We start from the raw sequence: 12,290 nt of genomic DNA, 5'->3' as shown, positions 1-12,290 counted from the left end.
TTATGATTCTTTTATTTAACTTATTTTATCCAGTACCGTATTTAGCACTAACTATGGATACAGTACTGTTTTGGAGATTGGTACATGAGTGCTTCAGACAATAATAATTCGATTCAGCAAGCGTTTGCGCCTCTAAAAAACGACAGATTGCTACGAGCGCTACGTTTTGAGTCGATAGACACCACGCCAGTCTGGATGATGCGTCAAGCGGGTCGTTATTTGCCAGAATATAAAGCGACGCGTGCTGAAGCAGGCGATTTTATGAGTCTGTGTAAGGACACTGCCCGTGCCACTGAAGTGACTTTGCAGCCACTACGTCGTTACGATTTGGACGCTGCTATCTTGTTCAGTGATATCTTGACCATTCCTGATGCAATGGGACTGGGTTTGTACTTTGAGACGGGTGAAGGTCCTAAATTTAAACATCCTATTCGTCAGCAGGCTGACCTTGATAGATTGCCAGTGCTAGATGCTAATGATTCTCTTGATTATGTCATGCGTGCAGTGACGAGCATTCGTAAAGCGCTCAATGGACAAGTGCCTTTGTTTGGTTTTTCTGGTAGTCCTTGGACACTTGCCACCTACATGATTGAAGGCGGCAGTTCAAAAGATTATCGCTATACCAAAGGTTTTTTGTATAGCAATCCGGAGTTTTTACATCAACTGTTAGACAAATTAGCGACGGCCGTGATTGATTATTTAGACGCCCAAGTTGTCGCTGGTGCTCAGGTATTACAAATATTTGATAGTTGGGGCGGGGCGCTTGGCCATCGTCAGTTTATCGACTTCTCTCATACTTATAATAAGCGTATTGTCGCTGAGCTGAAGGTTCGTCATCCACAAATACCAGTGGTTTTATTTACCAAAGGCGGCGGATTGTGGCTTGATGTCCAAGCGGATAGCGAAGCTGATGCACTGGGTCTAGACTGGACGATGCCGATTGATCGCGCAAGACAAGTATTGACCGAGAGTCAGCGCCAGTTGACCAAACAGCATAAAAAATTACAAAGAAGTAAGGCCATTCAGGGCAACTTGGATCCAGCCACTTTATACGGCTCACCTGCGACTATCCGTGCTGAAGTTAAGGCAATGCTCGATAGTGCTTATGCTAGTGGCGAAAAGACAGGTTATATAGCTAACTTAGGTCACGGCATTACTCAATGGGTCAATCCTGACAATGCCAAAGTCTTTATCGATGCGGTACATGATTATCAGATCTAGGTTTTGAGCTTGAGAGTAAACGTTATCTTTCTAGTATTTACTGCGTAACAGAAAAAAGGATGTCTTATGATTTCAGCAGCGATTGTTGGTGGTACAGGTTATACAGGTATTGAGCTAATTCGCTTATTATCTGCACATCCTGAAGTGTCTATTGATTTGCTAACCTCACGTAGCGAAGCTGGCACACGAGCTGATGAGATATTTCCAAGTTTGCGCGGTGTATCAGACCTTGTTTTCAGTGACTTAGGAGATAACACGCTGGCTGCACTGCAAGCGTGCGATGTGGTGTTTTTTGCTACGCCGCACGGTGTTGCTATGCAGCAAGCCGAAGCCTTGACTCAAGCAGGCGTGAAGGTAATTGATTTGGCGGCGGATTTTCGCTTGCAGTCACTGGCGGATTTTGAACACTGGTATCAGCAGTCGCACGCTTGTCCTGAACTACTAAAAACGGCTATTTATGGATTGCCTGAAATCAATCGTGAAAAACTTGCAACCGCTTTGGTCGTCGGTAATCCTGGTTGTTATCCAACCACTGCTATTTTAGGTTTAAAACCAATCATTGAAACACAAAACAAGCAAGCTGAGCGATTAGTCGAGTCTCGTATTGTCATTGATGCAAAGTCTGGCGTTTCAGGGGCTGGTCGTCAGGCAAAGCTTGCGCTTAGTTATGCCGAAACGACTGACAACTTTAAAGCGTATAGTGTTGAAGGACATCGTCATTTACCAGAGATTGAGCAAGGCGTTGCGCAGCTGCTAGAGAGTCAGTTTACACATCGTATTCGTTTTTTGCCGCATCTTGTACCTATGATACGTGGCATGCTTAGCTCTATCCATATGGAGCTGACAGAGGCGGGTGCTGCTATTGATTGGCAGCAAACATTCGAGAGTGCTTATACCTCAGAGCCATTTATTGATGTGATGCCAAAGGGTATTTATCCTGATACGCGTAGTGTCCGCGCCAGCAATCGGTTACGCATTGCTGTGCATCAAGACAACGCACGTGCTGAGCTAACTGTCATCGTAGTACAAGACAACTTAGTGAAGGGCGCGGCAGGACAAGCCGTACAGAATATGAATGTTATGTTCGGATTTGATGAATCTATGGGGCTAAATTTTGCGCCTATTGTCCCTTAAGAAGGGCTTTTTACTGGCAAACTATTCACATTTATGATGCTAGGTATTGATTATAAATTCCGCTATAATGGCTTGCCTTTACTGTTAAGAGATATTGTCTAAATGCGTGTTAAGTTCGTACGACGCTTTTGTTCACAACCAACACGTTTATCGTGCCAAAATTCTGCTTTGTATCATATGAAGCGTAGACCACTTTCTCTTGAAAGTAGTGATAGTTTAGTACGTAGGATTGGTAGTACGCAGCAAGGCGCTTCTACGCTGGTGTTGGCATTGTTTGTCGTTGTGGTATTAGTAACTGCCACGGTCGGACTAATATTTGGTCATAATCTAGGGTATCAGCGCGGTTTTCATTCAATGCAGAATGAAACCCAGCAAGCGAAGATCAATAGTAATGAAGCGACTAAAGAGCTTGAGAAGTTACGTCTTAGTAATAAGATCGCGACCAATCAAGCAGCTACATCAAAGCAAGAGCTGGCGATCAGCTTGGCCAATATAAAAGAGCTGCGTGAAAACCAACAAGAGCTAACGGTCGAGAATAGACAGGTTAAACAGCTCAATGAAGTATATGCTAAAGTTATTAGCGATAAAGGTGGTATGCCATTACAAATAGTTGGTGCCAAGATCAAACCACTACCTGAGAATGCTTTTGAATATGGGTTTGACGTTGGTATGCTCAGTAGTGATGGTAAAGGCAAACGCTTAAAACCAACACTGACGTTGCTTAACGATAATGCATTGGTAGAGGTGCCCCTAGATCCTACCATCTATACTATAGAAGGTATTACCCGTATTCGTGGTCGCTTTACTATGCCATCTGGCTTTAAGCCATTGCAAGTCAAACTGAACTTGCAAGCAGATGGACAGCAAGTGGAGCAATTGTATAATTGGTCACTTGGTGCTAGCGTCGATAGTATGCCATTATCACTTTTAGATTTACCAGAAGTCGATGAAAGCCCAATTGAGCCATGATTTGATTGGGTATCGATCGTTAGTAAAGCATATCACTTAATGTAGAATATTATTCAAACCATAGTACCATCTCACGTCAGATTACCTACTTTCATAATCTCTTTTACCTCAAACTTACCTTATAATTATATTATTATGATGAAAAAAATGATACTAAAAGCGATGCCAACCGTTTCAGATTGGCACTTCCCAAATATGCCGACTCATCGTGCGCAAGACGGCGATACGGATGGTGAAACTTCACCGCAAGCTGATGTACTGGTAGCAGAACCAGAAGTGGCTAAGCCGCCAATGTACGCAGTCGTGATGTATAATGATAATTATACGCCGATGGAGTTTGTCGTCTACGTCTTACAATCAGAATTTCGTCATAGCATGGATTCTGCGGTTGAAATTATGCTGACGATTCACAACAATAGTAAAGGCATTGCAGGCATTTATCCCAAAGATATTGCTGAGACCAAGGCCAAAAAAGTGAACAGTCTTGCTCATCGTGAAGGCTACCCGTTATTGACTCAGATAGAGCCGCATCAAGGTGAATAAACAATTTTTCTAAATTTTCTATACGCTTTTTACTTTTTATCAATTATCATTTATTTAACACTGACTCATCACACCAAACTGTCAGAAAATTGTACGAATGGCTTACGCTCATAAAGAGTTTGATAGATGTTTTACGCAAAGTATTTGTCTATCAATCTTCTCTTTCATACACTTTCGATAAACGGCTGTATTATCATTATTATCACCTTGATTTTTCTTTAATATAGCCTTATATATTAAGTCACATCGTCAAATAGTGGTTTGAACACTCATTGTTTCATTCTTACTGTCGTTCAATAGCATTCGACGTTAGGTTTTATATATTTTTATTCAGCGCATTATTTAGATAACACTCATCCAAATCCTTCATATATTCATTCGTTATTTGACTACTACTGTCTCTATTACGTTTTTTAAGTAATATGACTCTGTCACTTGCTTGTCTATCGATGTGTGGCATGCTTCGATACACTTTAGTCTGCGTTAATAGATTGACTCTGCTTAAGTATCGTGTTGAGATAAAGAAAAGCGAATATAAGTTATCAAAGCACTTTATCTGTGATAAGTCGGCAACCACGCTATCGAAATGCAGCATTGCTCATATCATTTGACGATACCTTTTAATAATACATATATTGCCCTTGAACAATCCATCTATTGCCCTGATTAACTTACTAACTCATTCATAAAGCTATCAATTATAAAGATAGGTATAACCGTAGGAAGTCGTTATGTTAAGTCGTCATCTTGAAGTTTCTTTGCGTTTAGCAATGACACTTGCGCGCCAAAAATCGCATGAGTATCTCACTGTTGAACATCTCCTATTAGCGTTATTAGAAAACACTCATGCTGCCAATACATTGACGGCGTGTAATGCCAATGTCTCGACATTACGTACTGAGCTTGAAGCTTATATTAATAAGCATACGCCAACGGTTGATGCCGATACTGAGCAATCGCCGCAGCCGACTCAAAGCTTTGATCGTATCTTGCAACGTGCCATTTTCCATGTGCAGTCTATTGGTGGTGGTCGTCTTGTTGAAGGCTCAGACATTTTAGTGTCTATGTTTTCAGAGCATGACACGTATGCTGTTTATCTGCTCAAAAAGCAGGGAATTAGCCGTCTTGAGCTGACCCAGTACTTATCACATGGTCAAGACAAAGAAGAGCCGTCTGAACCGCGTGCTTCGATGACAGGTGAGCGCCGCGGCGCATCAGAAAAAACCAGTAAAGACCCATTGGTAGAATATGCAACCAACTTGAATCAACGTGCTGCTGAAGGCAAAACCGATCCACTGATTGGACGTGCTTCTGAGATTGAGCGTGCGGCGCAAGTTCTATGTCGCCGACGCAAGAACAATCCTTTACTAGTTGGTGAGCCTGGTGTTGGTAAAACCTCTATTGCCGAAGGTTTGGCATGGTTGATTATCAATGATAAAGCACCAAAACCGTTGAACGGTTGTGTTATTTATAGCCTGGATATTGGTTCTTTAATTGCTGGTACTAAGTATCGCGGCGATTTTGAAAAACGCATGAAGTCACTGCTTGATGCCTTGAAGAAAAAACCGAATGCTATCTTGTTTATCGATGAGATTCATATGATTATTGGCGCAGGGTCGTCAATGAGCAGCAATATGGACGTATCGAATTTGATCAAACCAGCGCTTGCCAACGGTGAACTACGCTGCATTGGTTCGACGACCTTTACTGAATATCGTCAAGTGTTTGAAAAAGATCACGCATTGTCACGTCGTTTCCAAAAGATCGATGTAAAAGAGCCAAGTGTCGATGACAGTATCGATATTTTACGTGGTCTTAAACCGCGTTATGAAGAGTTCCATAACGTTGAATATACAGATGAAGCGTTGGTCACGGCTGTACAACTATCTGCCAAGCATATTCATGAGCGCTTTTTGCCTGACAAGGCCATTGACGTAATTGATGAAGCAGGTGCTTATAAGCGTCTGGGTGTGATTCCTGATGTCGATGATATTGAAGCAGAAGAAAGTTTCATTGCTGATATAGAACAAGACTTTGATGCACAGATTGATGCTGATGAGGATCTTGATAACGACACTGATAATGATGCCGTTGATAATGAAATGCAGGACGAAGCTGATACGGCAAAAGCTAATGATCGTGCCAAATCTTCTGATGATGGAAAAGCTACTAAAGGTAAGAAAAAGCCACCGATGAAAATCGATGTGGCAGATATCGAAGCCATTGTTGCAAAACTGGCACGTATTCCGCCCAAATCAGTATCGAGTGATGATAAGAGCATTCTTGAGCACTTAGATCGTGATCTTAAGCATCTAGTGTTTGGTCAAGATGAAGCCATTGAAACTTTGGCGGATGCTATTAAATTATCGCGTGCTGGTCTTAAAGCCCCAGACAAGCCCATTGGTTCGTTTATGTTTGCAGGTCCAACTGGGGTTGGTAAAACAGAAGTGTCGCGTCAATTGGCAAATTTACTAGGTGTAGAGTTGGTACGCTTTGATATGTCAGAGTACATGGAAGCGCATACAGCGTCACGTTTGATCGGTGCACCTCCAGGTTATGTTGGTTATGATCAAGGTGGTTTGCTTACTGAAAAAATCAACCAGCATCCACATTGCGTATTGCTGCTTGATGAAATCGAAAAAGCGCATCCTGATGTTTTCAACTTGTTACTGCAAGTGATGGATCATGGGACATTAACGGACAATAACGGTCGCGTGGCGATCTTTAAACAAGTCATCGTTATTATGACTACAAACGTTGGGGCCGATAGTATCAGTCGCTCTTCTATGGGCTTTACTCAGCAAGATCATAGTCGTGACAATACTGAATCACTCAAACGTGTCTTTACCCCTGAATTCCGCAACCGTTTGGATGCGATCATTCAGTTCAATCCATTGGATACCTCAGTGGTGGTATCAGTGGTTGATAAGTTCTTGGTTGAGCTACAAGTACAGCTTGATGATAAGCAGGTGACGTTAGAGATTGATGACGACGTACGCGACTATCTAGCAGAAAAAGGCTACGATCGTTTAATGGGTGCCCGTCCAATGCAACGCCTAATTCAAGATGAAATCAAAAAGCCGCTGGCCAGTATGATTTTATTCGGTGATTTGGTTAATGGTGGGGTAGTACATCTTACCTTGGAGCCAGAAGCTTCAGATTCGAAAGACGACGCAACTGTAAGCCTGAACAAAAGCAGTAGCAAGTCTTCAGATAAAGGCTCATCAGACAGTCGCATTGTTTTAACGGTCGTTGAAACTCATGCCCCGCATCCAGACTCTGAGTCGTTAGCCAGCTAAAGCATTTACTACCAATATTATAAGAACGGTTACCATGTTAGTGGGGTAGCCGTTTTTTTATTGTTATAATTCATAATTAAGCCAATAGCTATAACAAATATAAGGGATACATTATGGAATTGTTCGATGAGCAGCCAACAAAAACGCCAGAACAAAAACAGGCAATTTTAGACAACGTTCGCTTGCCAGATGATTGGAAAAAGGCACTGGCAGAAGAGTTAACGTCTGATAATATGGACAATCTAAGAGCCTTTTTAAAAAGTGCTTATCAATCAGATGAAAGCATTTATCCGCCTGCACCTCTGATGTTTAATGCTTTTAATTTGACGCCTTTATCACAGGTAAAAGTCGTTATCTTGGGACAGGATCCTTATCATCGTCCCGGACAGGCAATGGGGTTGTCGTTTTCTGTGCCCAAAGCTATTCCAAAGCCGCCTTCACTGAATAACTTATTAAAAGAGATGGCAGATGACATTGGTATTCGTCCCTCGAAGCATGGTGATTTGACGTATTGGGCAGAGCAAGGGGTGCTACTTTTGAACAGTTCACTGACTGTACGAGAGGGGGAGCCGAACAGTCATCAGAACAAAGGCTGGGAGCAGTTTACGGATGCCGTAATCGATGTGGTCAATGAACAAACTGAGCATACGGTATTTATATTATGGGGCAGTAAAGCTCAGCAAAAAGGCAAGTACATCAATACGGACAAACACCTTATTTTAACTGCTGTCCATCCTTCACCACTTGCTGCCAATCGTGGCGGGTTTTTCGGTACTCAGCCGTTTTCTAAGACCAATGACTATCTGGTGCAATACGGTCTAACACCGATTGATTGGCAGCTGCCACAATAAACGATGAATATTTATAATCTTGGATTACAACCGAATGTATTAATGGCTAGCCAGCTGGCAAGTGTAAAGCTTGAAACATGTGTATTTTGGTCATTACAAGACGTTAAATGGATGCAAGAAGCGCTAAAACTTGCTAGGCAAGGAGCAATGCTTGGTGAGGTGCCAGTCGGCGCCATACTGGTACATGATCAGCAAATTATCGGTCAGGGGTTCAATGAGCCGATTGGACGTCATGATGCGACTGCTCATGCTGAGATTGTTGCGCTAAGAGAAGCTTGCACCTTTTTAAAAAATTATCGCTTACCATTGCATACAACGTTATACGTGACGTTAGAGCCATGTACCATGTGTATTGGTGCACTGATTCATGCACGCGTTGATAAAGTAATATATGCGGCAAGCGAGCCAAGAGCGGGCATGGCGGGTAGTCAAATGAATTTGCCAGTACAGTCTTTTTATAATCACAGCATTCAAGTAAGTAATGGGCTGTGCCGTATATACAGCAGCCAAATGCTTAAAACGTTTTTTCGAGCACGTAGAAAAGCTGCAAAAAATAGAGACAATACAAGCAATTAACAAGATATCAGTCTTGTTGCTAGTGATAGTGTTGTTTCTTTGCTATAATATTGCCCTATTTGACTGCGAAACGATTGGGTCGCTGTCAAGCATTTGATAAATAAGTAAATGTTGCTTCGTTGCTAGTGCGTAATAAGCTACGTAGGTATTGACCATTATTAAGTGAGTATTATGACCGTCTCAACATCTGATCATTCTGTCCTTGATAACGATGCTAGCAAAGTGCCATCACCACGTTTTCCTGTTATTTGTATTGATGGGCCAAGTGGCGCAGGTAAAGGTACGGTTACATGGCGCTTAGCGCAAGCTTTAAACTATCAACTGCTTGACTCAGGTGCCTTATACCGTATTGTAGGACTCAAGGCCTTTGAAGCAGGATTGATTACTAAAGATACCAATCAAGTGATTGATGAGACAGCAATACTAGCGTTGACGCAAAGTTTAGAGATTGCTTTTGTGCCTAATAACGAGTCAGGCCGTGTCGATATCTTAGTGAATGGTGAGGCAATTGGTGAGCAAGTTCGTAACGAGACAGTTGGTGGCTATGCCTCACAGATAGCAGTGTTTCCAAAAGTACGCCAAGCACTACTTAAGCTGCAAAAAGACATGGCAACCCGATCAGGATTGGTGGCTGATGGTCGAGACATGGGAACAGTTGTATTCCCAGATGCCGATGTTAAAGTGTATTTAACAGCGAGTGCCGAAGCGCGTGCGGATCGCCGTGTTACGCAGTTGACAATGGCTGGTCAAATAGCAGATTTTGAGGCGATTTTGACGACTATTAAAGCGCGTGATGATCGCGATGAAAACCGTACGACAGCACCTTCAAAGCCTGCAGAAGATGCTTTATTACTCGATAGCTCAACATTGGATGCTGATACGGTCTATGAACAAGTCAAAAAACATTGCCAAGATAAAGGTATTTGTTTTAATAGCTAATAAAAACAACCGATTAAGTACCAAAAATTTTGCTATAAGGTTTGATTTTAGTATAAAATTGCCAAACTAAAAATTTATCGGTCTGATGAAGCTACAGAATTTACAAGCCGATAGGATTTCAGTAGATTAAATATAAAGGTCTTTTGAATAAGACAGTTGTTGCTAATGAGTGTGCTGCATAGTTTGCTTATTACCAACAAACGTTTTTTTATATGGCTGTATAAGATATAAAACCAGTATTCTCGTTTTATACACTCATAAATTTGATCCGTACTGTGCTGGACAGGATACGGCTATACAAAGGTAGACATAATGGAATCATTTGCTGAACTATTTGAAGCGAGCATTGAAGAACAGGGCCTTGATATCGAGCGTGGCTCGGTTATTACAGGTACTGTTGTGGCCATCGATAGCGATTGGATCACAGTAGATACTGGTCTTAAATCTGAAGGTATCGTCGCTCGTGAAGAGTTTTTAAGCGAAGAAGGCGAACTTGAAGTTGAAGTTGGCGATAGCGTTGATGTCGTGGTTGAAGCGGTTGATAATGGTATGGGTCAAACCTTACTATCACGCGAAAAAGCCAAGCGCGTCGAGACGTGGAATGTCCTTGAGAAAATCTATGACAACGATGAGATCGTAAAAGGTATCATTTCTAGCAAAGTAAAAGGCGGTTTTACAGTAGACGTGGGTTCAGTACGCGCGTTCTTACCAGGCTCATTGGTAGATGTACGTCCTATCCGCGATACGACGCATCTTGAAGGCAAAGAGTTAGAATTCAAAGTTATCAAACTTGACCAAAAGCGTAACAACGTTGTTGTTAGCCGTCGTGCAGTCATGGAAGCTGAGAATTCAGCTGAGCGTGAAGAGCTATTGAACAAGCTTGAAGAAGGTATTGAGATCGAAGGTATCGTTAAAAACCTTACTGATTACGGTGCTTTCGTTGACCTTGGTGGTATTGATGGTCTATTGCACATCACTGACATGGCATGGCGCCGTATCAAGCACCCATCAGAAGTTGTTGAAGTTGGCCAAGACCTAAAAGTAAAAGTACTGAAGTTTGACCGTGAGCGCAATCGTGTCAGCCTAGGTCTAAAACAACTAGGTACTGATCCTTGGGATAACGTTGGTGGCACTTACCCAGTGGGTAGTGTTGTAAAAGCACGTGTTACCAACTTGACAGATTATGGTTGTTTTGCTGAGATTTCTGAAGGTATTGAAGGTCTAGTACACGTATCTGAAATGGATCACACCAACAAAAACATCCACCCATCAAAAGTGGTACAAGTGGGCGATGAAGTTGAAGTGATGATTCTTGATATCGACGAAGAGCGTCGCCGTATTAGCCTAGGTATCAAACAAACTCTAGCCAATCCATGGGATGAGTTTGATAAGAAGCATGAGCGCGGTGATAAAATCACTGGTACGATCAAATCAATCACTGACTTCGGTATCTTTATCGGTCTAGACGGTGGTATTGATGGTCTTGTTCATCTTTCTGATATCTCTTGGAACGAAACTGGCGAAGATGCTATCCGTAACTACAACAAAGGTGACACCGTAGAAGCAATGGTATTGTCTGTAGATGCAGAAGCAAACCGTATCAGCTTAGGCGTTAAGCAGTTAAGCTCTGATCCATTCAACGAGTACCTAGTTGGTAACGACCGCGGTGCTATCGTAAATGGTAAAGTAAAAGAAGTTGACGCTAAAGGCGCGACTATTGAACTTGCTGACGAAGTTGAAGCTTACCTACGTGCCTCTGAAATCCAGCGTGACCGCGTTGAAGATGCGACTAAGCATCTAAGCGTTGGTGATGACGTAGAAGCGAAAATCATCAGTGTTGATCGTAAAACACGTAGCATCAACTTGTCTATCAAAGCAAAAGACGAAGCTGAAGAGCGTCAAGCGATTAAAGATCTTGGTAGCACAGCCACTACTGCTGCTCCAGGTTCTGATGCACAGCCAAAAACAATTGGTGATTTGATCAAAGAGCAAATGCAGTAAGTTGTACGTTCTTGATATAAAAGTAATATAAAAAAAGCGACTCCGGTCGCTTTTTTTTATAATTAAACTTCGGGTTTGCTATCCCTTAATAAGGTTTTTGTTTAAACAGGCAAACTCTTGTTTTCATTTACTATAATATCCGCTATCATTTGCAGCATTGAGTAACGAGATGTGAATCATGGCTTATTCAATATCACAGTATTGACTGAGTCGTCATGTTTTTCGATATGATGAGAAAGGCCTTTTAAATATCACTGTTTGGAAGTCGCTATTATCAATTAGCAGGCGCAAGCAATAGTCTGATTCATAATCATCTTATCCATTAATTTACAAGGCAAGCGTAATAATGCAGCAAGCAATTAACAAATCAGAATTTATTAGTAATTTGAGTGCAAACTGTGACACTATGACTGATACAGTGGTCGATGATGCAGTGCGTGAGATATTAAATTTGATGACCGATACTTTATCTAACGATGGTCGAGTAGAGGTTCGTGGATTTGGCAGTTTTTGTCTACATCATCGCCGCGCTCGTATGGGTCGTAATCCAAAAACTGGGGAAAGTGTACCAGTACCGGCGAAAGCCATTCCGCATTTTAAACCAGGCAAAGCACTACGTGAAGCGGTCAATGATAAAGTGGCAAATAGCTAATAGTCATTACAGAATGCTGATTGAATAAAAATTTCTAATGAAATAATGTGATAGCAGATTTTGTTAGAACGCTATGTTCAAAATATCAATGACATTCCAAACCGA

At 41.9% G+C, this 12,290-nt stretch carries 10 protein-coding genes; all 10 read left to right on the top strand.

The features are described from left to right. The first annotated feature begins 84 nt into the window (after positions 1 to 84). The 10 genes from hemE to ACT3TH_RS01585 all read left to right on the top strand — a co-directional run bounded on the left by hemE (position 85) and on the right by ACT3TH_RS01585 (position 12,185). On the top strand, positions 85 to 1,221 hold the full coding sequence (gene hemE / locus ACT3TH_RS01630) for a uroporphyrinogen decarboxylase (RefSeq protein WP_444754107.1): 1,137 nt from the start codon (positions 85 to 87) through the stop codon (positions 1,219 to 1,221). 66 nt (positions 1,222 to 1,287) lie between these two features. After that, positions 1,288 to 2,355 (top strand): N-acetyl-gamma-glutamyl-phosphate reductase, encoded by a 1,068-nt coding sequence (gene argC / locus ACT3TH_RS01625; RefSeq protein ID WP_444754106.1) that lies wholly within the window; start codon positions 1,288 to 1,290, stop codon positions 2,353 to 2,355. Between the two features lie 177 nt (positions 2,356 to 2,532). Beyond that, complete coding sequence (locus ACT3TH_RS01620; protein WP_444754105.1) at positions 2,533 to 3,324, top strand: hypothetical protein; 792 nt, start codon at positions 2,533 to 2,535, stop codon at positions 3,322 to 3,324. 147 nt (positions 3,325 to 3,471) lie between these two features. Then, complete coding sequence (locus tag ACT3TH_RS01615) at positions 3,472 to 3,867, top strand: ATP-dependent Clp protease adaptor ClpS (protein ID WP_444754104.1); 396 nt, start codon at positions 3,472 to 3,474, stop codon at positions 3,865 to 3,867. A 731-nt stretch (positions 3,868 to 4,598) separates the two neighbouring features. Then, entirely contained in the window at positions 4,599 to 7,166 is a 2,568-nt protein-coding gene (clpA, locus tag ACT3TH_RS01610) for an ATP-dependent Clp protease ATP-binding subunit ClpA (protein ID WP_444754103.1), read from the top strand. Positions 7,167 to 7,279: 113 nt separating this feature from the next. Next, positions 7,280 to 8,017, top strand: coding sequence for a uracil-DNA glycosylase (locus ACT3TH_RS01605; RefSeq protein WP_444754102.1), 738 nt, complete (start codon positions 7,280 to 7,282; stop codon positions 8,015 to 8,017). Positions 8,018 to 8,020: 3 nt separating this feature from the next. Continuing rightward, positions 8,021 to 8,593, top strand: a complete 573-nt coding sequence (gene tadA / locus ACT3TH_RS01600) for a tRNA adenosine(34) deaminase TadA (RefSeq protein WP_444754101.1) — start codon at positions 8,021 to 8,023, stop codon at positions 8,591 to 8,593. A 171-nt stretch (positions 8,594 to 8,764) separates the two neighbouring features. Further along, complete coding sequence (cmk, locus tag ACT3TH_RS01595; protein WP_444754100.1) at positions 8,765 to 9,532, top strand: (d)CMP kinase; 768 nt, start codon at positions 8,765 to 8,767, stop codon at positions 9,530 to 9,532. Between the two features lie 312 nt (positions 9,533 to 9,844). Beyond that, positions 9,845 to 11,533 carry a 30S ribosomal protein S1 gene (rpsA, locus tag ACT3TH_RS01590; RefSeq protein WP_444754099.1) on the top strand — a complete coding sequence of 563 codons (1,689 nt, stop codon included), beginning with the start codon at positions 9,845 to 9,847 and terminating at the stop codon, positions 11,531 to 11,533. Positions 11,534 to 11,879: 346 nt separating this feature from the next. Further along, on the top strand, positions 11,880 to 12,185 hold the full coding sequence (locus ACT3TH_RS01585) for an integration host factor subunit beta (RefSeq protein WP_444754098.1): 306 nt from the start codon (positions 11,880 to 11,882) through the stop codon (positions 12,183 to 12,185). Positions 12,186 to 12,290 lie beyond the last annotated feature (105 nt).

It is taken from the genome of Psychrobacter sp. AOP22-C1-C5 (assembly GCF_052378885.1).
In the GTDB taxonomy this organism is placed as follows: domain Bacteria; phylum Pseudomonadota; class Gammaproteobacteria; order Pseudomonadales; family Moraxellaceae; genus Psychrobacter.
The sequence above is the reverse complement of the archived record's forward strand: the minus strand, read 5'-3'. Positions and strand labels throughout refer to the sequence as shown.

Excerpts from the sequence above, each read along its gene's own strand:
- argC (WP_444754106.1), top strand. The coding sequence starts at position 1,288 with ATGATTTCAGCAGCGATTGTTGGTGGTACAGGTTATACAGGTATTGAG.
- ACT3TH_RS01585 (WP_444754098.1), top strand. The coding sequence starts at position 11,880 with ATGCAGCAAGCAATTAACAAATCAGAATTTATTAGTAATTTGAGTGCA.
- ACT3TH_RS01620 (WP_444754105.1), top strand. The coding sequence starts at position 2,533 with ATGAAGCGTAGACCACTTTCTCTTGAAAGTAGTGATAGTTTAGTACGT.
- rpsA (WP_444754099.1), top strand. The coding sequence starts at position 9,845 with ATGGAATCATTTGCTGAACTATTTGAAGCGAGCATTGAAGAACAGGGC.
- hemE (WP_444754107.1), top strand. The coding sequence starts at position 85 with ATGAGTGCTTCAGACAATAATAATTCGATTCAGCAAGCGTTTGCGCCT.
- cmk (WP_444754100.1), top strand. The coding sequence starts at position 8,765 with ATGACCGTCTCAACATCTGATCATTCTGTCCTTGATAACGATGCTAGC.
- ACT3TH_RS01605 (WP_444754102.1), top strand. The coding sequence starts at position 7,280 with ATGGAATTGTTCGATGAGCAGCCAACAAAAACGCCAGAACAAAAACAG.
- clpA (WP_444754103.1), top strand. The coding sequence starts at position 4,599 with ATGTTAAGTCGTCATCTTGAAGTTTCTTTGCGTTTAGCAATGACACTT.
- tadA (WP_444754101.1), top strand. The coding sequence starts at position 8,021 with ATGAATATTTATAATCTTGGATTACAACCGAATGTATTAATGGCTAGC.
- ACT3TH_RS01615 (WP_444754104.1), top strand. The coding sequence starts at position 3,472 with ATGATACTAAAAGCGATGCCAACCGTTTCAGATTGGCACTTCCCAAAT.